The organism is Pantoea sp. CFCC18179, assembly GCF_059412405.1.
Genome location: NZ_JBNBPM010000018.1, coordinates 68,359 through 92,488 on the forward strand (window position 1 = coordinate 68,359; position 24,130 = coordinate 92,488).

A 24,130-nucleotide genomic window follows, 5' to 3' on the forward strand; every position below is an offset into this window, starting at 1 on the left:
GCGGCGTTTAACGTTCACCATAGCAAAATGGAGTTTGCCTATATGGTCTGTCGTCGACCTGCATTGACCAATCAATAATGGATAAGATTGGGGTGAATAATGTTAGCGGAGTCGTTGAGTAGAAGCGTTTGTTATACGCCATTTCGACAATTAAGATGCAGCCAGGGTGGGAAACCGCCGAACGGAGGTAAGAGAATGCAAGGAAGATTTCAGAGACTGGAAGATCAGGTCACAGTGCTGGTCGCCGATGTGGCGGTAATCAAATCCAACTATGCAACCAAGCAAGATGTTGAAGAAGTAAAAGCGGATGTTGCAGTGATTAAATCGAACTATGCTACCAAGCAGGATGTCGATGCGGTCAAGGCGGAGCTTACCGTGATTAAATCGAATTATGCTAATCAGGAGGATATTCAAAGCGTAAAAGTGTTGATTGAATCAGTCAAAGTTTCGGTAGAGTCAGTCAAGGTTTCGGTAGAGTCAGCAAAAGGGGAGCTATACAAAGCGATGGCTGCGCAAACCCGCTGGCTCGCAACATTGCAATTCGTAACGTTGGGCGCGGGTATTTCACTCGCGAAATATCTTTTTTAGTTTCCACGATGTTTGAAAAAAGGTCGCCATAAATGGCGATCCTACGGAAGATGTGTGGTTTGTTTATCCATTGCGCCAATATGACAGGGTTTTGTAGGGTGCGCATTAATGCGCACCTGATTTTAATCACGACACTTTGCTGCCTTTTTTAATCCATGCTAATGCATCCGGTGCGGGCAACGGTCGGGCGAAGTGATAGCCCTGAAACAGGTGACAACCTTTATCCCGCAGGTAAGTGAAATACTCTTCACTTTCAATACCTTCAGCTAACACTTTAATTCCCATTTCGCGCGACAGTTCGATGGTTTTTTGCACCACAATCGCTGAGGATTCATTTTTGAAAATTTGCATGATCAGCGATTTATCGATCTTAATATCATCAATAGCGAAATCACTGATCGACTTGAGGGATGAATAGCCCACGCCGAAATCATCAATCGCCCATTTAATACCTAACTGGCTAAAGTGATTAATTACGTCACCAATACGCTTTTGATCGTAGATAAACGTGGTTTCAGTGATTTCAAATTTTAAACGCTCAGGGCGGATTTTATAATGCGATAGCGTCAACAAAGTATCATGGGTGAAATCACGATGAATCAGTTGCAGCGGACTGATATTAATAGAAAATACCAAATCACGCAGATTATGCTCACGATCCCAATCGGATATTTGCTGTAAGGTGCGCTCCATCACCCATTTACCGATATCAATGATTAAGCCGCTTTTTTCGGCAACCGGAATAAATACTTCCGGCGAAATAAAACCTTTGGTTGGATGCTTCCAGCGTAATAGTGCTTCAAAGCCAATCAATCTTTTCTCACTATCAACTTGCGGTTGGTAATAGAGATCCAACTGTTGTTTTTCGATCGCGTACGAGAGTTCACGTTTGATCAGATCGGTTTCTGAATAATCACCACGCGAGGTAAACACGGTGAGCAGTAACGCGACAATGGGCACCAGGCAGTTGACGATATAGAAACTGGGTTCCTGCGGAATGTTGAGTTGAAAGTAACCGCGTTGCCAGGTTAATCCGGTCGAAATAAAAAACAGATAAACCATTAAACAGATGATGGGGAACAACTTGCTTAAATAGACAGATTGCTGACGCAGTACCAACGCGGCGCCAATGGTTAAGGCAATCAGGTAATTATATTCAGAGTGCTTAGCCTCAAGATGTCCATTATCTAACAAAAAAAGCAAAACAATACTGAACAGCAATGCATGGGTAATGATGTAGAGATTTCTGTTTAAATTGCCGTAAAAGGCAGCAATGACGGTATAAAATCCGAGCGTGGTGGTGAGGCAATAGAGGAAAGCGATACTGTCTTGCCCGCTGGCGAGATTGAGTAAAGCCATATAAATTCCCGCAACGATGCTGGAAACACCCGCAATCATTAAGGTTAATCGCAGTTTCTTTTCTGGACTGTCACCTTTCAACATGAAAGGCAAATTCTTCACCATAGAATATCTTGAACTAAAATAAGAGATCATCAGTCGTTCTCGTGTTTTTATGTCATATTTATTTAATATTTATCAACGATATATTAGAGTTAAGCCAAGCGACTGTCATAATTGTTTTCGCATTATTTACATATGCGTAAGTTGTTTTATGATTTGGGATAGGATAGGACATTTCGCGATGTTGGTGATGCAGATCGTGATAATCAGCGTAGTTGAGAGAAATAAACAAAATTGTGTGCCAGATAAAACAAAGGCAGCCTTATTATCGCGCTGCCTTTTTCAGAATTGGATGATGCTTTAACTCGGTGTGCGCGCATCGCTACCGTAACCGACGCCAAACCCTTCGACAAACGGATCTTGCGGATCAAGCAGGAAAGTTGAATGGGCAATCACATGCGCACGTCCGCGTATTCTGGGAATAACCAAGGTTACGCCATTGATTGTATTTGCACTGGCTAATTCACCGGTAAACACCGAGCCAATAATACTTTCATGGGGAAACTTTTCCTGCAATTCCAGCTCCCCGCGATAATAACGTTGTGCCATGCGCGCTGACGTTCCGGTGCCGCCGGGCGATCTATCGACACCTGATTCGCCAAAAAACACCAGATTGCGATAAGTGCCCTGGTTGTTTTTCTCCTCGGTGAATATCACCATTGGCACATGGCAGGTTTGCCCGTTGGTCGGATCAATAATATGCAAATCACGATTGACCGCATCGCGTATTTCGCGCCCAGCGATCACCAATTGTTCAGAAAAAGCAGGCGCAATCTGCATATTCAGCGACTGAGCGGAAATTAATGCGTAATAGTTGCCGCCATAAACAATATCCACCGTGACTTCGCCGAACGTTGGCAATAGCAATTTCTGCTCCGGCATCACCATATACGATGCCACGTTTTGCAGCGTGACGCCTTTCACTACGCCATCGCGCACTTCAACTTCAGCGCTGACGCGTCCGGCTGGCGTATCAAAAATAATCTGGGTGAGCGGCTCCGTTGCCGCAATATAGCCGTTCTCCACCATCACCGTTGCCGCGCCGATGGTGCCTGCACCGCACATAATCGGCCATCCACCGGTTTCGATGAAGACGATGCCAATATCGGCTGCGCTATCACAGGGCGGTATTAGAATACTGCCGCACATTTCAGAACTGCCGCGCGGTTCGTACATCAGTAGCTTCCTGATGTCATCATGATGGGTTTTAAGATATTCACGTTTTTCGGCGATGGTGACGCCCGGAACCGGTTTTACGCCGCCGACCACCACGCGTGCCGGTGCGCCAGCGCTGTGCGCGTCAATCACTGCAAATTGAACCGCTGATTTCATTGTTCACCTCAACGTTATTAAGCGGGGCGCCTGGCATCGGCGGCATAACCCACGCCAAAACCTTCCGGGAAGGTATCTTCGGGATCGACATAGAAGTTGCGGATGGCGATCATAAATGCGCGGCCAGTAATCCGCGGCAATACGGATTCGATGCCGTTGATCGTTTCAACCTTCATGAGTTTCCCCTCGAAGCGCGAACCAATAATGCTTTCATGGATAAAGGATTCGCCGGGTTGCAGTTCGCCACGCGCATACAACTGCGCCATACGCGCCGAGGTGCCGGTGCCGCCAGGTGAGCGATCTACGCCCGCTTCGCCAAACAACACCATATTGCGATAAGTGCTGCTGTTGGCTCCAGGTTCGGTGAAAATTAGATTTGGAATCGGCATGATCGCTTCATCCTGATGCTGCACGCTGATGGAGTGATTGGTTGCAGCACGGATCTCGCGGCCGACTTTTTTCAGCTGGTCGGCCTGATCAGGACGGATTTGCAGATCGAAACGGCTGGCTGGCACGATGACGTAAAAGTTGCCGCCGTAAGCAATATCAACCTCGACGTCGCCATAGTCCGGCACATGTATTTTATGGTCGCGCACCGCTAAATAAGAGGCGACATTATCCAGGCTGACGCCTTGAACGCTGCCTTCTTTAATCGCCACCCGTGCGGTGACCAAACCGGCGGGTGTATCAAAAACGATTTTAGTTTCGGGTTCTGTGGCTTTAATTAATCCGCTTTCAATTAACGCGGTGGCCGCACCAATGGTGCCCGCGCCACACATGGTGAGCCAGCCGCCACTTTCAATAAACACAATGCCAATATCAGCGCGGGGATCGCAGGCCGGCATAATTAAACTGCCGCTCATTTGCGAGCCGCCGCGCGGTTCATACATTAATAGTTTTCGAACATCGTCATGATGTTGTTGCAGGTAAAGACGTTTCTCGTTGATGGTAATACCGCGCGCCAGCGGTATGCCGCTTAATACCACGCGCGCTTGTGCGCCAGCCGAATGCATATCGATGGCGTAATAATGAGATTTTGACCGCATTAAACAACCCTTACTCAATTCGGATGAAGGAAGTTAGAGATAAGTCGGCAAGCTATCGCCTTTACGATAAATGGTTGGGTTATCGATCATGCCGTAATCGGTGCCCCATTTTTTATGGATCTCCTGATACTTGCCGCTTTTAATCAGACTTAAATACGCCGCCTGAATCGCTTTCAACATTTCATCGCTGTATTCGGTGCGTGCCACGGCGGTGGCACAGGGCCCGCCACCAATGCGTCCGCTGGGTTCAAACGGCTGTCCGCTGGCGACTAAGGTTAAACCGACTTCACGTCCGGTTAATACCGCTTCGACGCGATTGCTGGAAAGCGCTAATACCGCATCTGACATTTGTGGGAAGGCGGTGACAATCGGTGCCGGTTTGCCTGCTTTGGCACAATGTTCTTTCCCGGCTTGCATGGTCGGCACGCCAGAGGAACCGGCTAAAATAGCGATTTTATGTCCACACACATCATCGAAATTTTGCGGTAAATAGCTGCTGCCTTTATTCACTACAAACGCATCGAAATTACTCCATTCGGTGACGAAGTCAGCCACTTCGAGCCGGTCTTTACGCACAAAGAATTCACCCATGCCGATATCATATTTATTGCTTTGCAGGCCGAGTAAGATTCCAGGGAAATCCATCTGATTAATTTCGACTTTTAATCCCATGGTTTGCGCTACCGCCGTGACCATTTCCGGGATCATGCCGACCTTTTTGCCATCCTGAACGAAGGAGAAGGGCTGATAGCGCGACATGGTGGCAACGCGGAGTACGCCACGTTTTTTGATTGCTTCGGGAACTAATGCGGCGACTTCTGGCACCGCTTGCACCTGCATTTCTGCGGACGTTGCGGCGAGAACCGGTGAAGCCTGAGAAAGCGCTAACGTAGCGCCCATCAGCAGGGCGGCAATGCTTTTCTTTGCGGACATAACAACTCCCTTATCGGTGTAAGTTAAGTGTAATATGTAACCGGTAATTAATAACACATTATGAAATGTGTCAATCTTTTCGCGCGCAGAGTGTGAACGAATGGGGAAAGTGCGATGTGGATTGTTCCTACCCAGTTATAAATCCACACGTTAGAATGAAAAAGGCGTTTAAGCGGAATGTGCGGTTATGCAATTCAGTGCTTAAGCACAACGGTTTCTCCAATGATCACTCACTCTTAAGATTGCAATGAAAATACGATTCTTATCTGCAAACGAACTTAAGCTGGCTGAAGTGCGCACTATCCTGGAGCCAGTCGGCGTTGAAGTGTTGCCCATCGCGCGGCGTATAGAAGAGATCCAGACGGAAAATGAAGTCGAGTTGGTGCGCGACAAGCTCACTAAAGCGTTTTCCATCATCGGCCGCCCATTATTTGTCGAACATACCGGATTGTATCTGGATGGCCTTAACGGCTTACCGGCGGGACTGACACGCATTTTCTGGAGCCGCCTCAATGCCGAGCGCTTTACAAAGCTGGTCAACGGCTTAGATAGCCCGTGCGTGACGGCGAAAACCGTGCTGGGCTATTGTGACGGGCAAAAAATGTATCAGTTTGAAGGGGAACTGCGCGGCACCATCGCCAAAGAACCAGCCGGTCCACGTGAATTTCAGTGGGATTGCGTGTTCATTCCGGAAGGCCACACGCAAACTTTTGCCGAAATGGGCGAGCTGAAAAACGAGATTTCCATGCGTCGTCTGGCGCTGGATCGCTTCGCTACCTTTCTTAAAACATCGCGGGGATTGGCATGAAACCGGAGCTAAAACGCGCCTATGATGCCGGGAAACTAATCCTGTTTGCTGGCGCGGGGATATCGCGCAATCTGGGCTTGCCGGAATGGCATGAACTGATTGCGCATCTGGCCAAAGAGTTGGGCTACGACCCGAAAATCTTTAATACCTATGGCACGCATTTGTCGCTGGCGGAGTATTACAAACAGCGTAAAGGTTCGCTGGGACCGCTGCGCAGTTGGATGGATCGTGAATGGCATCGTCCGGATATTGACGTGCGCAGTTCAGAGATTCACACCATGATCACCCAAGGCAATTTTTCGCGCATCTACACCACCAATTACGACCGCTGGCTGGAGATGGCGCATGAAGCGCACAACGTCCCATACAGTAAAGTGGCGAACGCCGCGGATTTGGTGTCATTGACCGAAGATAAGCGCCATATTATTAAACTTCACGGTGATTTTGACGATGATACTTCAATCGTTTTAGATGAAAGCAGCTACTTTGAGCGACTCTATTTCGATTCACCGTTGGATATTAAATTGACCCACGATGTGATGGGCAATTCGGTGCTATTTGTCGGCTATAGCATCAGTGATTTTAATATTCGTCTGTTATTCTACCGCCTGACCAAAATGTGGGGCCGCACCGGATTAGCCACTGCCCGTCCGAAATCCTACCTGTTCACCAATCGCAATAATCCGGTGGCGAAAGAGGTGCTAGGACAGTGGGGCATTGAGATGATCGTTTCGGAAGAGGACGATCCGCGCAAAGCGCTGGCGCTGTTCCTGGAAGAATTACTGGCTTAGCGGCAGAAAAGCGTTGCCTGCAAAAGTTGGATTAGAATATACTGTATATAAATACAGTTAACCGAGGTGCATCATGGCAGTCGAAACCAAATATGTTGTAGTCAGAAAGGGTGAAGAGAAGATGACGTTTGCCAATAAAAAAGACGCGGATGCCTGGGACAAAATGCTCGATATGGCAGATGCCTTCACCGATTGGCTGCAACAGCATCAGCCAGAGCTGGATGAAGCGCAGGCCGAAGCATTGGGCATGTTGTTGGCTGAACAGAAAGACGCGGTGCAGCATATTCTGCGCACCAGCAAGTTACCGGATGTGGTGAAAGAAGCTGCCACAGACGATGCAGAACCGGTTGCAGCAGCGGCTGAATCTGAAGGTGAAGCCGACGTGCCTGCGCCGGAAAAAAAGGTACGCGCGGTTAAAGCAGCCTGATCTTCAGGTGTTAAAACCAATCGGTCACCATAAATGGCGACCCTACGATAACTGCGCCAATCCATTGTAGGGTCGCCATTTATGGTGACCGAAAAGTGCTTAACTGCCGAGCACTATACGAATATTGGTCACAGTTTTCATAGGGCACGCATTTATGCGTACCGAATGGAAACCCCTGGTTATCGCTTTATTTGATAACGCGTACTTCGCCCGCCGCNGCCGAGCACTATACGAATATTGGTCACAGTTTTCATAGGGCACGCATTTATGCGTACCGAATGGAAACCCCTGGTTATCGCTTTATTTGATAACGCGTACTTCGCCCGCCGCCCGGTAATTTTTCCAGACAGCCTTTTGCCAGTAATTCCGTTAAATGACGCGTCGCCGTGGCTTTACTCACTTTCGCCACCTTCTGATATTGGCTGGCGTTGATGCCCTCACTGAATCCATCCTCGCCGCCGTCCAGTAAACGATTGAGCACACGCGTTTGTTCTGCACTCAATTCCGCTGCGTTGTGCATTAGCCAGAAGCGCGCTTTATTTTGCATGCGAGTCACCGTGGCAAGCGCCTGCTCCAGGCTGTCATTTAACACCTCCAAAAACCATAGCAGCCAAGATGTGACATCCAACTCACCGCGTTGCGTCTCTTGCAGAATGCGGTAGTAATCTGCGCGGCGCGCCAGAATTGACGCGGACATGGCATACAAACGAATACTTTGGCTGTCCGCTTGCGCCAGTGCGAGATCGGTTAACGCACGCGTGATGCGCCCGTTACCATCATCAAACGGGTGCAACGTAACGAACCACAAATGGCTCAATCCGGCGCGTAACAAAGGATCAAGTAACGGATCGTGTAGGCTGCTATTGAACCACGCAATAAAATCCGCAAGTTGTGCTTCCAATCCGGCCCGCGGCGGCGCTTCGAAATGCACGGTAGGTCGATCAATGCGACCGGAAACCACCTGCATCGGCTCATCGCCACGTAACGTGCCAACGTTCAAACGTTTGATGGTCCATTCGCTGTCGGGAAATAGCCAGTGATGCCATTGACACAATCGCGCCAGCGTCAATGCTTCATCGCGTTGCGTGATGGCGTCCATCATCATGGTAGCTAAACCTTCCGAACGTTCGGAAACCGGATAAGGTTGATCAATCGACACGCCCAAGCGGCGGGCAAGGGATGAGCGCACGGACTGCGCATTGACGCGCTCATCTTCAATCGCCGAGGATGAGAGAATGTTGGTCAGCAGGGTATCCAGCGTTTGCTGATCGTTGTCGTCTTGCACGCTGGCGCGCCCAAGTAATACGCCGCGTTGCTGTTGCAACTGGCGTAGGCGCGGCAATAATTTCTCATCTCGCCAGCAAAACTGCGGCCAATCAGGCTGCTGCCAAATCCACTGCATACTGTTACTCCTGAATGTGATGAGCTGAATACAATCAATATTTGGCTCACGTAATGAGCCGAATAATAGCGATTAATCGGCTCATTGACCAGAGAACGGTTGTGGAATGTGTATCGGTCACCATATATGGCGACCTACGAAAAGCGTACTCCGCATTTGTAGGGGCACCATTTATGGTGACCAACAGGTTAACTAATGCGTAAACCATCAAGTTTTTGCCCGTCACGCCGATAATCTGTTCCAGGATGTACGCGCACAGGGAGTGGTTCTTTTTACCGAAAAGTGTCAACTCCAGGAGCGCCATAATGGCCAAACACGCATCACCTAAAACCATGAGCACCCGCACGCAAATGCTGCTGACGGGCGCCATCACCATCACGCTCGGCTTTGCCGTTACCATCGGCGTACTGAGCTGGCAATCCAGTAACGAACAAAAATCTCTCGCTGAAAATTATCTGCAACAAATCGCGCAAACTCAGGCGCTGCAAATCCAACATGAGCTGAGCTATGCGCGCGATGTGGCGCATAACCTGGGTCATAGCTTGATTGCACTGCCAGCGGCGGGCATTCAAGACCGCAAAGTGGCGGATAAAGTGATGGAATCGGCGTTGCGCGATAATCCCGATTACCTGTCGATCTCGGTGATTTTCGAAGAAAACGCCTTTGATGGCCGCGACGCCGAGTTTGCCTCGCAGCCCGGTGCCGCACCGAAAGGCCGCTATGCATTCTTTGTCGATCGCGATCAGGCTGGCAGTTTCAAAATGCATCCTTTGACCTCAATCTTCACGCCGGGCCAGGGCGACTACTACTTGCTGCCGCAGAAAAGCCAGAAAGACACGCTGATTGAGCCATACAGCTATGCCTATAATGGCGTGCCGACGCTGTTAACCTCGGTCGCCGCGCCGATTATCAGCCAGGGCAAGTTGTGGGGCGTGGTAACATCGGATATTTCACTGGCGTCGCTGCAAGACAAGGTCAATAAAATCAAACCGTGGGAAGGCAGCGGCTATGCGATGTTGCTCTCCAGCGCGGGCAATGTGGTGTCCTATCCGGATAAAAACCTCACCAGCAAACCGTGGAAGGGTGAAACGCACAACTTTAGTACCAGCGTAGCGCAGCAGCACGATGCGCTGCTGGGCGAAGATGCGCTGGTGACCTGGCAACCGGTGAAGATTGGTAACAGCGATCAGCAATGGTATCTCGGCGTAGTTGCGCCGGTGAGCCAAGTGATGGCGGCGGCGCATCGTCAGTTGATCAATGCGGTGATCCTGATGGTGATCAGCATCCTGGTGGTGTGTTCGCTGCTCGGCGTGCTGTTCAGTCGCAAAGTGCTGAAGCCAATTGGCGGCGAACCACTGGAAGCCGCGACCATTGCGCTGGCGGTGGCCGATGGCAAGCTAGATAACGTTATTGCGCTAAAAGCACGTGATAACAGCAGCTTATTCTACGCGCTGCATACTATGCAAAACCAACTGCGCGACATCGTCGGACAAATTCAGGATGCCAGTTCATCGGTGCGACAGGGCGCAGGTGAAATCGCCAGCGGTAATCTCAATCTGGCTTCACGCACCGAGCAGCAGGCCGCCGCGCTGGAGCAAACCGCCGCCAGCATGGAGCAGATCACTGCCACGGTGAAACACAACGCCACCAACGCGCATCAGGCCACCACGCTCACCGATAACGCCACGCACATCGCCAGCCGTGGCGAAACGCTGGTGGGCGAAGTGGTGCAAACCATGGCGCAGATCGACGACAGCGCGAAGAAAATCGGCGACATCACCGCTATCATCAACAGCATCGCTTTCCAGACCAACATCCTGGCGCTGAACGCGGCGGTTGAAGCCGCGCGTGCTGGTGAACAAGGACGCGGTTTTGCAGTCGTCGCTTCTGAAGTACGTAATCTGGCCCAGCGCAGCGCCAATGCGGTGAAAGAGATTGCGGCGCTGATTGAAGAGTCGAGCCAGCGTGTCGGTAGCGGCGTGCAGTTGGTGCAAGATGCCGGTAAAACCATGCAGGAGATGACGCAGGCGGTGAATTCGGTGCGCACCATCATCGGTGAAATCGTCATTGCTTCCGATGAACAGGCGCGTGGCATTAGCCAGGTGACGATCGCGGTCAACGAGATGGACAGCACCACGCAGCAAAACGCCGCGCTGGTGCAAGAGATGTCCGCCGCAGCCAGTTCACTGGAAGATCAGGCATCACAATTAGCCAACACCGTTGGTCGTTTTCAACTGAGCTGATAGTTATCTGTTCGGCGGCTGCCCATCCACCACGTAATCAATGCGGCGCAGGCGATAACGGCCAGAACCGCAAAGGTTACGCGATACGAGTAGGCAGCCGCAATATTCCCGGCTAATGCTGGACTGAGTGACGCGCCAATACCTTGCATCAGCATGATTAATCCCTGCCCGGCATTGGTATGTCCGCTACCTTGCAGGACTTTAACAATATATCCCGGTATCGACACGCCCAGCAGCCCGGCGGCTATCCCATCCAGAATTTGCACCGGCACCATTGAATAGGTGCTGTCGAAAGCCGACGCAATCAGAGCGCGCAATGGCAGCATCAGCAGTGCCAGCGTAATCAGCGTTGCATAGCCGTAACGCGTTGCGTGTTTTGCCGCGAACAAAGCAACGGGAATCATTACACACTGTGAAATAACCACTGTTGCAGCCGCATACAGTCCGGGACTGATTTCCTGGTTATGCATTGCCGCTACGCGCAGACTCAGCATCGGTAATAAAGCCGCGTTGCCAAGGTGAAACAGCAGCAACGTTAGCGCAGTGATAATAATCGCCGGATGACGGGCGATTTGACTCAGTCGTGGAAGCGGGCTGTTTGATGAAGCGCTTGTCAGCCCTCGTGCAGCAACATCATCGATCTCTGCGCTGCGAATGGCCAATACCGCCATGCCAGCAAGTAGCGCCATTGCCGTCATCAGCACAAAAACGGCGCCGATGCCCCAATACCAAACCGAGGCGCCAGCGATCAGTGCAGCGCTCATGTTTCCAGCGTGATTGAAGGCTTCATTTTTCCCCATTTGATGGCCAAACTTTTCGGGGCCGGTCAACCCCAGCGTGACGCCGGTTAAAACGGGGGCAATCAGTGCCGCAGAGAGTCCGGTGATAACCTGAGAAAGCAGCGTTATCCAACCCTGTGGGAAATACCACAACAGCAGCGTGGCGCAGGTGATCAAAATGGTGCCAGCCAGCAGTAACGAACGTTTATGGCGTGTTGCATCAGTGGCGACGCCTGCCGGTAATGTTGCAACCAATCCTGCCAATCCGCCCGCTGTCATCACCCAACCAATGTCTGCCGGATTCCAGTGGCGCTCGGTTAAAAAAATGCCGAGAAAGGGGCCAAGACCATCGCGCACGTCAGCCATAAAAAAATTCACCAGGCAAAGTGCCTGGAGCGAACGCAGTTGCATATCAATCCTTAATGAGTCGGAAAGAAGTCACGGGAAGAAACTACCTAATCATGGCAGCAAATTTTAGATTTGATTAACAAGATGCACGGTAAATTCGTCGAGGATATTAAACTTTCACGATCATTTTGCGATACGCCGCAGGCGTCAGCCCGGTTACACGGCTGAATGCGCGCCGCATCACATCCGCGCCCGAAAATCCACATTGCGCGGCCAGCGTTTTGGCGGGCAATGCGTGCTGTTCCAGCAACTGTTTCGCTTTTGCCACGCGTTCGCGCTCCAGCCATTGTCCGGGCGTCATCGCCAATTCACTGCGAAATAGGCGCGTCAGATGTCTTTCGCTAATGTCCATGTGTTGCGCCATTATCGCCACGCTTTTCACCTCGGTCAGATGCGCAATCACCCAACGTTGCAACTCTTGCAATGCCGATCGACCTTGCAGCGAGACGCTGTTGTTACGCGCAAAGTGAGTCTGATTGACCGGACGGCGGAAAAACATCACCAGATGCGCCGCCACTTCCAAAGCCACTTCCTGACCCAGATCTTCTTCCACCAGCCGCAGTGCCAAATCCAAGCCGGATGTCACGCCCGCGGCGGTGCGCACCCGTCCATCGCTGATGCAGATGGCATCGGCTTCCACCTTGATCGCAGGATGCAGCGAAGCCAGCAACGGCGCGCTTTCCCAATGGGTGGTGACGCGCTTGCCATCCAACAAGCCGGTGCGCGCCAGCAATAGTGCGCCGCTACATACCGACCCAAATCGTTTGCTGCGTTGGCATAACGCGTTGAGGGTGGCGATCACCGGCTGATCCAACGCCAAATGATCAATCCCCGGCGCACCGGCGATCAGGACAGTGTGCGGCGCGATGTTAGCGGTCGCGGCTAACAGAATGTCGGCATTGAGTCGCACACCCGACGAAGCGCGGATGCTGAGATCGTCGAGAGCAATAATGCGCGGCGTGTAGATTTGCCGTTTCAGCAGGCGATTGGCTTCAGCAAACACATCCAGTGGGCCGCATACGTCGAGCATTTGCACGCCCGGCACCGCCAAAATCGCTATTTCATGGTTCATTGCAATCCTCATGACGCTATCAATCGCGATGTCCGTAATCATCGTTAAATGACACTTTGAGACGTTAAGCCTGCGCTCTATTCTGGAAAAACGCAATACACGGCGTTTTGCCCGGTCACCATAAATGGCGACCCTACAAAACAATCCTTCATAGGGTCGCCATTTATGGTGACCTCTAAACCTGAAATTGGAGTAATCACATGAGTTTAAACATCACTGGCATCCGCATCCCCGATAGCAAAATGGCGCGCGAAGCCACCGAATTTGTCCGCGATACCGAATCCGATTTGCTGTTTAACCACTCCAGCCGCGTTTATTACTGGGGCGCGCTGGCGGGACAACAACGCGAGTTACAGATCGATCAGGAATTGCTCTACATCGGCTGCATGTTTCATGACATCGGTTTGACGCACGAGCATTGCAGCTGTGATAAGCGCTTTGAAGTGGATGGTGCGAACGCGGCGCGCAGCTTCTTACAAGGCTACGGCATCGCAACCAGCGATATCGATAAAGTGTGGACAGCGATTGCGCTACACACCACGCCGGGCATTCCGGAGTTTATGGCGCCGGAGATTGCGCTGGTGACCGCTGGCGTGGAAATGGATGTGCTGGGAATCGGTTATGAGAAATTTGCTGAGGAGCAAATTGGTGCCGTCACGCGCCACTATCCGCGTCCGGCGGCGTTTAAAGAGGAAATTATCGAGGCATTTTATGCGGGCATCCGGCATAAACCGGATACCACGTTTGGCAACGTCAAAGCCGATGTGATCAAAGATAAACAGCCCGATTTCACGCCGCTCAACTTTTGCAGCGTAATCCGCCAGTCGCGCTGGCCGGGCTGAGTGATATTACGGTTTACGCGTTAAGGTAATGCGCGTTAACTCCGAAGGACGGCCCAAACGCACCGCCATGCCCGGCCACAAGGCGGTGCCGTTATTCACGTATAACTGCATGCCATCGACTTGATACAACCCGGAGACAAAACCGGCATTGGGTTTGACAAACAGCCGATCAAATCCAACGATCAAGCCGCCGTGCGTATGGCCCGACAGTTGCAAATCGACTCTCTCAACCGCATTTTGCCGCGCATTTTTCGGCTGATGATCCATCAGGATCACCGGCGCATTTTCTGGCGCACCTTTCAGCGCTTGCGCTAAATCCGGGCCAGTGGCACCTCGACGTGACGCTGAAGTATCCGGCAATCCGGCAATCACCAGTTCTGCACCATCGCGCTTAATCACCACGTGATTATTCAGTAGCGGCTTTAAGCCCAACGACGCCAAATGCTCCGTCCAACGCTGCTGTTCAAAGAAGTATTCGTGATTGCCGGTGGTGGCATAAACGCCATCCGGCGCGTGCAAACCGCTGAGCGGCGCGACATCTTCGCGACGATTATCCAGCGTGCCGTCAATCACATCGCCGGTAACCAGAATCAGATCGACATTCAGCGCCATCGCTTTTTGCACCGTCGCCGCTGTCCATTTAGCATTGAACAGGTTAGTGATGTGCATATCCGTCAGCTGAAGCAGTTGATAGCCTTCGAATTCACGTGGCAGGTTGTCTATTTCAATCGTCACATCCTTCAACGGCGGCACGCGGATCGCCTGATACACGCCAAAAGTCGCCAGCAAAAGTGCCAATACCGCTGCTGCATAACGCACATTGGGGACGATCTCCAACGGATGGCGGATCAGCAACGAAACCAACGCCACCACATCAAGCGCAATCTGCGTGATAGCGAGAAACAGCACAAAGCTGTACGACCAGTTAAACAGGATGATCACCGTGCGCGGCATCTCAGGTGAAAACACGCTGCCGGAGGTGAATTTATTAACCAGAAGATATTGCGAAGCCAGCAATACCAACAGCGATAACATAATTTTTAACAGCAGCGGCATGGCTAACGGGAACAAAAAACGCGCGATAACATACCAGCTCGGTATGCTGAAAATCAGATGAAACATCGTTTACTTCCCTGGTCGAAGAGGCGCTGTTACAGCGCAAAAAAACAATACGCAGTGTAGCCTTAACTGATTACTATTGCGGCTTCGCGTGTGCGGTTTTTACACGTCATTCACCACGGAGGATGCATGAAACGCCAGCAGTTGTTCGAACACATTAATCAGACTTATCAAGTCGAACCTGATTATCCGTGGAAAAAGCACAGTGCGTACGCGGTGCTGCGCCATCCCCGTCACCGCAAATGGTTTGCACTGGTTTTCCCGCTGGAAAGTCACAAACTCGGTTTACCTGACGGCCCGGTTGTTGATGTCATGAACATCAAAGCACGGCCGGAACTGATCGGTTCGCTGCGTCAATTGCCCGGCGTGCATCCGGCTTACCACATGAATAAAGAGCATTGGCTCAGTATCACGCTGGAAAATGGCTTGCCGGACAGTGAAATTCTGGCGCTGCTTGACGACAGTTTTAGTCTGACGTTTTAGTACGACGCGAAGGCATCATGCGCAATAAGGTGTTGTCTTTGAACAGATAGTGATGCGCTAACGCAGCGACCGCGTGAATGCCGATCAGCCAATAACCGTATGGCGCGAGGGTTTCGTGCCAATCGACGATGCTATCGGCGAAATCGGGATCGGGATCGCTGCTGACCGGCATCGGGATACCGAAAATCCACCAGGTGCGGCCCATGTAAAAGCGCGACAAAATGCCCAGTATCGGTAACACGATGAAGAACACATAGATCGCCAAATGCATCAGATGCGCTAAGCCCGTTTGCCAGTGCGGCGGTTTTGGCTCGATGGCCGGGCTGCGATGGCGGAAACGCAGCATTATGCGCGACAGCATCAACACCAGCACGCAGCTGCCAGCGGTGAAATGGCTGATGATCATGGCATAACCTTGCCACGAGCCGCGCGTCGCTAAGCCACGGAATTCCATGGTGCAATACGCGGTGGCGACCAACACGAACGTCAGCCAATGAAGGAATATTTGCGACGGGGCGTATTTTGTACTCATATCCAATCCGTAATTGCCGGGCGAGAAAAGCTACTTTAATGCAAAACGTGCTGAATTAATTCATAATTTGACACATCCGCAACGCCAATTTTACTTACTCGTTTCGCTTGCTTGCAGCAATTGGCTCAGTAAGGTGCTGAGCTGTTGCTTCTGCGCCGCATCTAAACTGGCGAGCACATCATTTTGTACTTGCGTATGCACATGCAGCGCTTGCTCGATTTTTTCTAATCCAGCGTCAGTTAACGCCACCAGCATGCTGCGTTTATCTTGCAGATCGGCAACACGTTTGATCGAACCCACTTCTTCTAAACGATTAAGCCGATTGGTCATCGCGCCGGAGGTGACCAACAACGATTTATACAACTGCGTCGGCGACAAACAGTAGGGCGCGCCCGCTCGACGCAAGGTTGCCAGCACATCAAATTCGCCATCGCGAAAACCAAACGGTTCTAGCGCCTCGGCGCGGTTTTTCGCCAGATGTTTCATGATGCGCAGCATGCGACCAAATACCGCCATCGACGATGCATCCAATTCCGGCATCGCGCTGGCCCATTGTTCAACCACAAAATCAACGTGATCCGCCAAACTGATTCTCCTTCATGTGTTGCTTTGTGCTGTTTTTAATGTGGTCACCATAAATGGCGACCCTACAATTTTCAGCACGTTTTTGTAGGGTCGCCATTTATGGTGACCGAGGAAAACGTCCAGATCCACATTTGTTGCTTTGTGCGCACAGGCTATCTCAATCAGCAAAAGTATCTTAACGTTAAGATACTTTTAACGTGTAAGGAGATGCAAAGTGAATCGTACTTTACCTGCGGTTGGGATGTTCGCCTTACTGGTTTTTGTTATCGCGCTCAATCTGCGCCCGATCATGGCGGCAATGGGGCCGTTGTTTCCACTGCTGCAACGTGATGCGCAATTGAGCGCCACACAACTTAGCGTATTAACCACCTTACCGGTAATCATGATGGGATTGGCGGCGCTGGTCAGTCCGCTGCTGTTGCGCACGCTTGGCGAAGTGCGCGGTATTGCGGTTGGATTGATGTTGTTGATTGTGGCGAGCGTGGCGCGCGGTTTTGATCAATCCGCCACAATGTTAATTACCAGCGCGCTGGTGGCAGGTTGCGGCATTGGTTTGATTCAGGCGCTGATGCCAGCGCAGATCAAACGTCACTTTGGCGCCAGAGCCGGCACGTTAATGGCGCTGTTCACAACCGGAATTATGGCGGGCGCAGCGATTGCCGCCGCCAGTGCCGCGCCGCTCGCGCATAAACAAGGTTTGGCCGTTACGCTGGCGATTCCCGTTATTCCAGCGGCGATTGCGCTGCTGTTGTGGCTGATCAATGCACGTGGTGCAACACCGATTATTCATGCAGCACGCGCGCAAATAAAACCCTCAAAACGTGCCTGGTTATTGATAATGTTCTTTGGCATCGGCACCGGTGCTTACACGTTGGTGCTGGCATGGTTGCCGCCGTTTTATATGCAGCACGGTTGGTTGCCCGCGCAAAGTGGCTATGTGCTGGGCGCGCTGACATTAACCGAAGTGGTTGCTGGATTTATGTTGTCGGCGCTAATTCATCGCTTCCACGATCGCCGCCGTCCGCTGTTAGGCGTTTTAACCCTGATTTTAATCGGTTTGATCAGTTTGCTGATGCTCGGCGGCGCGCATGCATGGTTGCCCACATTGTTACTCGGATTAGGGATTGGCGCGCTGTTTCCTTTGTCGCTGATCGTCACGCTGGATCACGCGCACACACCAGAGGAAGCGGGCGCATTACTCTCCTTCGTACAAGGCGGCGGCTATTTAATTGCCGCGCTCATGCCGTTGGTTGCGGGTATCGTACGCGATCGTGCGGCATCGCTGGATAGCGCGTGGATCATCATGAGCGTGGGCATTGTGTTGCTGATGGCTATTGCGCTGCGCTTCAAACCACAGCATTAACTGGCATGGTTGCGACAGGAAAAGGTTGTCACGTTATATATCTTGTTTTATAACGCTTTGCACACGCTTCTTGGTACAACAAAAGGAAATGACCACGTGAACCTGTTTATCTTTTACGTTGGCGGTAATGCCGGAAAATCCAACATTGAAGTGCACGACATCCAATTCGTTGCCGCTGATAAACCTGAAGATGCCTGGCCCGCGCTGCGCGAAGCCTGGTTCGGCGACGCCGATAAAATCCATGTCGATGGCTATGCACGCGTGACTTGGGCGGATGGTTATAGCGTGACGTTGTCACCTGAACCTGCGCAAGGCCATGAGAAACTTTTCTTTGTTAATGCCGGTGCGTACCATCCTTCAACGCTGGCTGAACTGCATGCGTTCGATCTGTTTGTGGCGAAAGATGCCGCAGAAGCGAAAGCCAAGGGCATGAAAAACCTGCTGCCTGGTGCGGATCATCAGCACAAAGACAACCTGAAGGATGTGGATGATTGCTTGCTGCTGGAAAAAATTGGCGATCTCTATATCCACTTAACGCCAGAAGCTAATGGTGAACCGTTCCGCCCAGAATGGCAGGGATATCAACCGATTGGCATTTAAATCTGTAGGGTCGTCATTCATGACGACCTTGTAACAAGGAGCACGCATGTCCCCACAAATTGGCGTTGGCGTATTAATTTTCCGCGACGGAAAACTGTTATTGGGTCAACGCAAAAACAGCCACGGCGCGGGCGATTGGTCAGCGCCGGGCGGCCATCTTGAATTTGGTGAATCGCCTGAAGACTGCGCGCGCCGCGAAGTATTAGAAGAAACCGGCTTGCAACTCGACGCACTGCAAAACGGCGCGTTCGTCAGCGATGTGTTTCCTGAGGTCAACAAGCACTACATCACGCTATTAATGGTCGCGCAGCACGCCAGCGGTGAACCGCAACTGCTGGAACCGAACAAATGCAGCGGCTGGCATTGGTTCGCACCAGAAGAATTGCCACAACCGTTGTTCGCACCGCTGCGCACCTGGCTGGAACGCGATGGATTGGCGGCGCTTCAGGCGCTGGCACAGTTAAGTTAAAGCAGTAGTTTCATCACCGTAACTTCTTCTTCTGCGATAGTGCGTTGTTCTACGTCCTGCCAGCCAAAGCGTCGGTACAACGCTTGTTGATCTGGCGTATACAGCCACAATGCTGAGATTGCACGTTGATGCGCTTCCGCAATTAAGCGCGTGACCAAAGCGCTCGCCAATCCTTTGCCTCGATGCTGTGAGGCAGTAAGCACTTCACCGAGCCAAAACTCACGTTCGGCAATATCGCTGATTTCATAGTGGATGATGCTGGCAGTCGCCATTAGTTCGCCTTCCGCCGAAGTCGTCACTAGCGTCAGCGTTTGCGCTGAAGGAGCATTACGGTCGATCAAGCGTTGACGTATGAGCGAGGCATCGCGCCAGGTGGGAAAATCTGACCATTCGCGATGCAGCATCTCTGTTACTGCATCGAACAACTGTGGCTGTTGGGCCAGTAGACTGATGTGCATTTATGATCCTGAGTGAGTATCAGCAAGACCAAAAACATAGCCCGAAGAGATAAAGGTTGCCAGGCAAACTGCCATGCCTGGCAATTAACGTCACGCTGCGCCGTTGGCCAACGCCACCGCATCTTCACCCGCCGGAATACGCATTGGCGCATGTGGATCGGTCGCGGCTTGCCAAACCGCTTCGGCGACATCGAGCGCTTTGGTGGTCGGCTGCGGCTGATGCATCGCATTGAAGATGCCATCCAGCATCGGTTGATACGGTTCGAGTTGCGTATCCTCCATGCGCGGCATCGCATTCTTACCGAAATCGGTGGTCGGCGCTAAACCTGGCAACACCAGGCGCACCTTCACATTGAACGGCTCAAGTTCCAGCGCCAGCGATTCGGTAAAGGCATTTACCGCTGCTTTGCTGCCGGTGTACACCGCCAGCAGCGGCAGCGATTTCAACGTCACAGTAGAAGTGACATTGATCACTGTGCCGCTTCGTTTCGTGCGGAACTGCGGCAGCACAGCCTGCGTCATCGCGATGGTGCCAAGCGTGTTAGTTTCAAACACGTCACGCACCGTCGACATTGGCGTGCCTTCCAGCGAGGTCAGCACACCAATGCCGGCGTTATTGACCAGCACATCAATATCGCCCGCAGCGGCTATCGCGTTTTTGATGCTGGCGGCATCGCTGACATCCAAAGGCAGCAAATGCAGATTATCCGATGCTGGGAACAGTTCAGGGTTTGGCTTGCGCATGGTGGCGATCACCTTCCACCCGCGCTCAAGAAAATAAAGCGCGGTGGCGTGACCAAAGCCAGAAGAACAACCGGTGATTAGAATCGTTTTCATCTTTCACTCCTGCATTGCATTGGGGTAGACGTTCACTATAAAGTCAACGAGCTGGACTCACTACAATGCAAAGTCCAGCTTTCATTCGCAGGAGTCCAAATGATCGATCCGCTTTCCGAAATGGTGTCGTTGCTGCAACCGCAAGCGGCTTTCTCTAAGCGCGCGCGTGGCAATGGCCGCTGGCGCGTGAATCGCAGTGAAACCGGTCAGCCGTTCTATTGTTTGGTGTTGGAAGGTCGCAGCCAGTTGAAGATGAAAGGGCATGCGCCGATTATGCTGGAGCAGGGCGACTTTGTGCTGATTCCTGCCGCATGGGAATTTTGTATGACCAGCGCCGAACCGCCAGCCGATGATGCACCAGACATCTTGCCGCAAATGCTTGCGCCCGGCGAGTTCTGGATTGGCGATCAACAACAACCCGCCGACGTGCAAACGCTGATCGGCTATTGCCAGTTCGGCGCACCCGATGCCGGATTGATCGTTTCACTGTTGCCGCAGTTTATCCGCGTGCGTGGCGAATCACGCCTGACCACGCTGGTGCAATTGGTGATGGAAGAGTGCCGCGCACAACGCCCGGCGCGCCACGTGGTACTGGAGCGTTTGCTGGAGTTGCTATTAATAGAAGCGCTGCGATCGATGCCGATCTGTAGCGCCTGCCCCGGCGTGATGAGTGGCCTGGCGGATGAACGATTGGCAGCTGCGATTCGTGCAATTCACGCCAAACCCGCACACAACTGGACGGTCGCCGAGCTGGCAAAAACCGCCGCGCTGTCGCGTTCCGCTTTCTTTGTGCGTTTCCGTGATGCGGTCGGTGTCGCGCCAATGATGTATCTGCTGACGTGGCGTATGGCGCTGGCAAAAAATCTGCTACGTAACAAAAGCATGGCGGTGGCCGAAGTGGCGGAGCGCGTTGGCTATCGTTCTGCCAGCGCGTTTAGCGTGGCGTTCAGTCGCTACGTCGGCCAACCGCCCGCATGGTTCGCGGCGCAAGAGGAAAGTTAGCGATAAAGTTTCAAATTACCGGTTAATCGGGTAATTTTTTTCTTCGGTCCAATCAATCCCATCGCCACCAACTCAATATGATCACTATGTGTATTGGCGATGCGTTCACCGTATTCATCATAGGTTTTGCATGATTGCGCCAGCGCGCTAAATGGCATGGCAAAGATCTCGCTATCGCCGCCGCTTATTTGCTGTAACTCGCGCAGATAATTGCCATCCGCCAATAACACCGGTAGCGGCGCATAAATCACGCCGGGATAATTAATTCCATCCTGACTTAGCTGATCCGGCCCGACCAAATTGCCTATCAATTTTCCAAAACTAATGCCGATAACACTGGCAGCATTCATCGCCAATCCGGCGGACAATTGTTGGTCGATCACGATGGTGCAGCGATGGGTATTTGCGTCGAAATCCATATTGCTTTTTCCTTATAAAAGCGATGAAGGTGCGGCCAATAACTTTCCCGGTGCGCAAAAATGCGCACCCTACGTAGGGTCGCCATTTATGGTGACCAGACAATCTTGCAAACCTGTTGAACGATGCTGGCAGCAAGAATTGAACTAAAAGTATGCAGCACTGCGCACGAAAAGTGCTTGCGCAATGCATTGCCAAAAGGACGGATTAAGGATAAAAAATCCTTTAATCGCAAAAAAACGGAAAGGAATATCCACTTATGGCCTTAAGCAAGACAGATATCAAAATACTCCAGCAGTTGCAGCAGGACGCACGCATCACCAACCAACAACTCGCCGACGAAATCGGCCTCTCCGCATCGCCCACCTGGCGCAAAGTGCGCAAGCTGGAAGAGGACGAAGTGATTCAGGGCTATCGCGCGGTACTTAATCGAAAAAAGATTGGCCTTAATGTGATGGTATTTGTGCGTGTAACCATCGACAGTCACAGCGAAGCCGAAGCGCGTAAATTCGAACAAGAAGTAATGGCATTGGATAATGTGGTTTCCTGTTACAGCATCGGCGGCGACGCAGATTTCTTATTGCAAGTGGTTGCCGCAGATATGGATGCCTATGCGGAATTCGCGATGTCAGTGATTCGCCGCTTGCCGGGGATTAAAGAGATGCAGAGCATGTTTGTGTTGAAGGAGATAAAAGGGTTGGCGGCTTGGCCTTTGGGGCAATTATTAAACTGTAGAAATAGGGAATGACTATGAGTTCTTATGCTAATCAATTAATCCTTATTTTTAATTTTCAACTGTTATTGTGTTGTTTTTTTATTTACACTTATTAGAATATTTTTTAAAATTACCGGACGTTTATCAATAAGGGTTGAGGCATGTCAATAGCAAATTTAAAAAAGCCTGTTCTTTATTCAACGATGACACTTATGGCTTATAATATTAATAAAACCTATTATAACGATAAGCATTATATGTGGTGCACTCCTTACTTTGGCACTAATACAGACTCACCTTTATTTACTGTGCCACCAAGCTCATCTCCCCTTGAAATTTATAATTCTTTGAAGAATGATGTAAGGCTTGGTGATCTTCATAGCGCAAAAATTAATATGAATAGAATTGGGATTAAACATGGCGCTTCGTTAAATTTATCGCTAGGAAATATTGATAAAGAGCAACATGATGAAATCGTTGAAATATCTAATGCTACAGATTTGAATCTTTTCAAGCCGCTACTATGCGTTATATCAAGATTGGAAGCTGTACCTTATTTTAAAAAGGTAAACATTAAGGACAAAGCTAACCCATTATCCCATGAGTATATATTAAGCAATTTACCTGAAGCCGCTTTTGATATTATAAGGTTCGATTGATTATGCGTAACTTATCTGATTGTATAATTGGTGTGTCTGTTGAGGATGCAAGAAATTCATTTTATTATTTGTGTCGTTTTCTCAAACAAGCATCATTTTCTGATGATTATAAAAAGGATATTTTTGATGATGCTTCAGGCGTTATGCCTTCTAATATAGTGAAAAGTACAACAATTGAAATGTTGAACGTTATAGAAGAAACAGAAAAAAAGAAAGCTTCAGATTTTACAAATGATGAATTTATTAAGTGGATATCAGAAATTAATAGGCTAGATGCATCCTTAGATCCAGAGCCTAGTGAGGCTTTAAAAATTAAAGCTAAGTCTATAGCATCCGTTTTTTCTGTAAATTTAAAATCGGGTAAAGATTAGTCTAATTATAATGACGATAATTATGTCGTTTTAATTTTATATTGCCATGTTGGTTTTTTTTATGAAATTTCCGCTCAATGTTTATTGAGCGGTTCTCTAATAAGTGGGCGCTTATTGTCTTTGCAATGGTAGTACGCAAACGCTGAGCGGATTGCCGCGTTTTACGCCCGGTGAAAGTGGTGTAGGAAGTGTGACGATTACAACCAAACCATTGTCCGACTCGGCGCTCGCCTCGATCGCACCTGGCAAGACACTAGCCTAAATGCCGACACGCCGCACGTGCGCGTCAATTATTACCAAGGCTGGGGCGGCACGGCGAAAACCAAAATAGGCTCGGCGGCTAGCGAGGCAGCCAAACCTTCGAAAGCGGCAAGTTCGGGAAAATGTG

General features: G+C 50.8%; 27 protein-coding genes. 14 read left to right on the plus strand and 13 right to left on the minus strand.

Translation table 11 applies throughout. From position 1 onward, the window contains the following. Window positions 1-195: 195 nt before the first annotated feature. Window positions 196-588 (plus strand): hypothetical protein, encoded by a 393-nt coding sequence (locus ACPUC7_RS22305; RefSeq protein WP_494924594.1) that lies wholly within the window; start codon window positions 196-198, stop codon window positions 586-588. A gap of 126 nt (window positions 589-714) precedes the next feature. On the opposite strand, the gene ACPUC7_RS22310 is transcribed toward ACPUC7_RS22305, so the two are convergent. From ACPUC7_RS22310 to ACPUC7_RS22325, 4 genes are all read right to left on the minus strand, one after another. Further along, complete coding sequence (locus tag ACPUC7_RS22310; protein ID WP_494924595.1) at window positions 715-2,052, minus strand: putative bifunctional diguanylate cyclase/phosphodiesterase; 1,338 nt, start codon at window positions 2,050-2,052, stop codon at window positions 715-717. A gap of 297 nt (window positions 2,053-2,349) precedes the next feature. Continuing rightward, complete coding sequence (locus ACPUC7_RS22315; RefSeq protein WP_494924596.1) at window positions 2,350-3,381, minus strand: proline racemase family protein; 1,032 nt, start codon at window positions 3,379-3,381, stop codon at window positions 2,350-2,352. A 17-nt stretch (window positions 3,382-3,398) separates the two neighbouring features. After that, window positions 3,399-4,427 (minus strand): proline racemase family protein, encoded by a 1,029-nt coding sequence (locus ACPUC7_RS22320; RefSeq protein ID WP_494924597.1) that lies wholly within the window; start codon window positions 4,425-4,427, stop codon window positions 3,399-3,401. A 33-nt stretch (window positions 4,428-4,460) separates the two neighbouring features. Next, window positions 4,461-5,360, minus strand: coding sequence for a transporter substrate-binding domain-containing protein (locus tag ACPUC7_RS22325; protein ID WP_494924598.1), 900 nt, complete (start codon window positions 5,358-5,360; stop codon window positions 4,461-4,463). A gap of 247 nt (window positions 5,361-5,607) precedes the next feature. Here ACPUC7_RS22325 and ACPUC7_RS22330 point away from each other — a divergent pair, with 247 nt between their 5' ends. The 3 genes from ACPUC7_RS22330 to ACPUC7_RS22340 all read left to right on the plus strand — a co-directional run bounded on the left by ACPUC7_RS22330 (window position 5,608) and on the right by ACPUC7_RS22340 (window position 7,386). Further along, entirely contained in the window at window positions 5,608-6,168 is a 561-nt protein-coding gene (locus tag ACPUC7_RS22330) for a non-canonical purine NTP pyrophosphatase (RefSeq protein ID WP_343550405.1), read from the plus strand. Beyond that, window positions 6,165-6,959: an SIR2 family protein gene (locus ACPUC7_RS22335; RefSeq protein ID WP_008108794.1), complete on the plus strand. Its 795-nt coding sequence runs from the start codon at window positions 6,165-6,167 to the stop codon at window positions 6,957-6,959. The genes ACPUC7_RS22330 and ACPUC7_RS22335 overlap by 4 nt, the downstream gene beginning before the upstream one ends. A gap of 73 nt (window positions 6,960-7,032) precedes the next feature. Next, window positions 7,033-7,386: a YebG family protein gene (locus ACPUC7_RS22340; RefSeq protein WP_494924599.1), complete on the plus strand. Its 354-nt coding sequence runs from the start codon at window positions 7,033-7,035 to the stop codon at window positions 7,384-7,386. A 292-nt stretch (window positions 7,387-7,678) separates the two neighbouring features. Here ACPUC7_RS22340 and ACPUC7_RS22345 read toward each other — a convergent pair whose 3' ends face one another. After that, window positions 7,679-8,788, minus strand: a complete 1,110-nt coding sequence (locus ACPUC7_RS22345) for a Fic family protein (RefSeq protein ID WP_494924600.1) — start codon at window positions 8,786-8,788, stop codon at window positions 7,679-7,681. A gap of 305 nt (window positions 8,789-9,093) precedes the next feature. Between ACPUC7_RS22345 and ACPUC7_RS22350 the strand changes: the two genes are divergently transcribed. Then, the gene (locus ACPUC7_RS22350) at window positions 9,094-11,031 is read left to right on the plus strand and encodes a methyl-accepting chemotaxis protein (RefSeq protein WP_494924601.1); all 1,938 of its coding nucleotides are present in this window, start codon (window positions 9,094-9,096) and stop codon (window positions 11,029-11,031) included. On the opposite strand, the gene ACPUC7_RS22355 is transcribed toward ACPUC7_RS22350, so the two are convergent. Next, window positions 11,019-12,221 (minus strand): MFS transporter, encoded by a 1,203-nt coding sequence (locus ACPUC7_RS22355; RefSeq protein WP_494924602.1) that lies wholly within the window; start codon window positions 12,219-12,221, stop codon window positions 11,019-11,021. The genes ACPUC7_RS22350 and ACPUC7_RS22355 overlap by 13 nt on opposite strands. Window positions 12,222-12,327: 106 nt before the next feature. Continuing rightward, on the minus strand, window positions 12,328-13,290 hold the full coding sequence (locus ACPUC7_RS22360; protein ID WP_494924603.1) for a GlxA family transcriptional regulator: 963 nt from the start codon (window positions 13,288-13,290) through the stop codon (window positions 12,328-12,330). A 200-nt stretch (window positions 13,291-13,490) separates the two neighbouring features. On the opposite strand from ACPUC7_RS22360, the gene ACPUC7_RS22365 reads away from it, so the two are divergent. After that, on the plus strand, window positions 13,491-14,132 hold the full coding sequence (locus tag ACPUC7_RS22365) for an HD domain-containing protein (RefSeq protein ID WP_494924604.1): 642 nt from the start codon (window positions 13,491-13,493) through the stop codon (window positions 14,130-14,132). Window positions 14,133-14,138: 6 nt separating this feature from the next. Here the strand turns inward: ACPUC7_RS22365 and ACPUC7_RS22370 are convergent, their stop codons facing one another. After that, window positions 14,139-15,254 carry a metallophosphoesterase gene (locus ACPUC7_RS22370; RefSeq protein WP_494924605.1) on the minus strand — a complete coding sequence of 372 codons (1,116 nt, stop codon included), beginning with the start codon at window positions 15,252-15,254 and terminating at the stop codon, window positions 14,139-14,141. A gap of 126 nt (window positions 15,255-15,380) precedes the next feature. On the opposite strand from ACPUC7_RS22370, the gene ACPUC7_RS22375 reads away from it, so the two are divergent. After that, on the plus strand, window positions 15,381-15,734 hold the full coding sequence (locus tag ACPUC7_RS22375; RefSeq protein WP_343550397.1) for an MmcQ/YjbR family DNA-binding protein: 354 nt from the start codon (window positions 15,381-15,383) through the stop codon (window positions 15,732-15,734). On the opposite strand, the gene cybB is transcribed toward ACPUC7_RS22375, so the two are convergent. Both cybB and ACPUC7_RS22385 read right to left on the minus strand, forming a co-directional pair. Beyond that, a complete protein-coding gene (cybB, locus tag ACPUC7_RS22380; protein ID WP_494924606.1) occupies window positions 15,718-16,266 on the minus strand; it encodes a cytochrome b561 in 549 nt (182 codons plus the stop codon). The two genes, ACPUC7_RS22375 and cybB, sit on opposite strands and share 17 nt — an antisense overlap. 90 nt (window positions 16,267-16,356) lie before the next feature. Beyond that, complete coding sequence (locus tag ACPUC7_RS22385; protein WP_494924607.1) at window positions 16,357-16,851, minus strand: MarR family winged helix-turn-helix transcriptional regulator; 495 nt, start codon at window positions 16,849-16,851, stop codon at window positions 16,357-16,359. Window positions 16,852-17,065: 214 nt separating this feature from the next. Here ACPUC7_RS22385 and ACPUC7_RS22390 point away from each other — a divergent pair, with 214 nt between their 5' ends. The 3 genes from ACPUC7_RS22390 (at window position 17,066) to ACPUC7_RS22400 (ending at window position 19,283) form a co-directional block, all read left to right on the plus strand. Then, window positions 17,066-18,214 (plus strand): MFS transporter, encoded by a 1,149-nt coding sequence (locus ACPUC7_RS22390; RefSeq protein WP_494924608.1) that lies wholly within the window; start codon window positions 17,066-17,068, stop codon window positions 18,212-18,214. Window positions 18,215-18,310: 96 nt separating this feature from the next. Further along, window positions 18,311-18,814, plus strand: a complete 504-nt coding sequence (locus ACPUC7_RS22395) for a DUF1543 domain-containing protein (RefSeq protein ID WP_494924609.1) — start codon at window positions 18,311-18,313, stop codon at window positions 18,812-18,814. A 46-nt stretch (window positions 18,815-18,860) separates the two neighbouring features. Beyond that, a complete protein-coding gene (locus tag ACPUC7_RS22400; RefSeq protein WP_494924610.1) occupies window positions 18,861-19,283 on the plus strand; it encodes a nucleotide triphosphate diphosphatase NUDT15 in 423 nt (140 codons plus the stop codon). On the opposite strand, the gene ACPUC7_RS22405 is transcribed toward ACPUC7_RS22400, so the two are convergent. Then, window positions 19,280-19,741, minus strand: a complete 462-nt coding sequence (locus ACPUC7_RS22405; RefSeq protein WP_494924611.1) for a GNAT family N-acetyltransferase — start codon at window positions 19,739-19,741, stop codon at window positions 19,280-19,282. The two genes, ACPUC7_RS22400 and ACPUC7_RS22405, sit on opposite strands and share 4 nt — an antisense overlap. Before the next feature lie 90 nt (window positions 19,742-19,831). Further along, window positions 19,832-20,578 carry an SDR family oxidoreductase gene (locus tag ACPUC7_RS22410; RefSeq protein WP_494924612.1) on the minus strand — a complete coding sequence of 249 codons (747 nt, stop codon included), beginning with the start codon at window positions 20,576-20,578 and terminating at the stop codon, window positions 19,832-19,834. 99 nt (window positions 20,579-20,677) lie between these two features. Here ACPUC7_RS22410 and ACPUC7_RS22415 point away from each other — a divergent pair, with 99 nt between their 5' ends. After that, on the plus strand, window positions 20,678-21,580 hold the full coding sequence (locus ACPUC7_RS22415) for an AraC family transcriptional regulator (protein ID WP_494924613.1): 903 nt from the start codon (window positions 20,678-20,680) through the stop codon (window positions 21,578-21,580). Here the strand turns inward: ACPUC7_RS22415 and ACPUC7_RS22420 are convergent. Then, window positions 21,577-21,999, minus strand: coding sequence for a DUF2000 domain-containing protein (locus tag ACPUC7_RS22420; RefSeq protein ID WP_494924614.1), 423 nt, complete (start codon window positions 21,997-21,999; stop codon window positions 21,577-21,579). The genes ACPUC7_RS22415 and ACPUC7_RS22420 overlap by 4 nt on opposite strands. Window positions 22,000-22,256: 257 nt before the next feature. Here ACPUC7_RS22420 and ACPUC7_RS22425 point away from each other — a divergent pair, with 257 nt between their 5' ends. The 3 genes from ACPUC7_RS22425 (at window position 22,257) to ACPUC7_RS22435 (ending at window position 23,742) form a co-directional block, all read left to right on the plus strand. Further along, window positions 22,257-22,745: an Lrp/AsnC family transcriptional regulator gene (locus ACPUC7_RS22425; RefSeq protein ID WP_494924615.1), complete on the plus strand. Its 489-nt coding sequence runs from the start codon at window positions 22,257-22,259 to the stop codon at window positions 22,743-22,745. Between the two features lie 128 nt (window positions 22,746-22,873). Beyond that, window positions 22,874-23,371 carry a hypothetical protein gene (locus tag ACPUC7_RS22430; RefSeq protein ID WP_494924616.1) on the plus strand — a complete coding sequence of 166 codons (498 nt, stop codon included), beginning with the start codon at window positions 22,874-22,876 and terminating at the stop codon, window positions 23,369-23,371. Window positions 23,372-23,373: 2 nt separating this feature from the next. Continuing rightward, window positions 23,374-23,742, plus strand: a complete 369-nt coding sequence (locus ACPUC7_RS22435; RefSeq protein WP_494924617.1) for a hypothetical protein — start codon at window positions 23,374-23,376, stop codon at window positions 23,740-23,742. Window positions 23,743-24,130 lie beyond the last annotated feature (388 nt).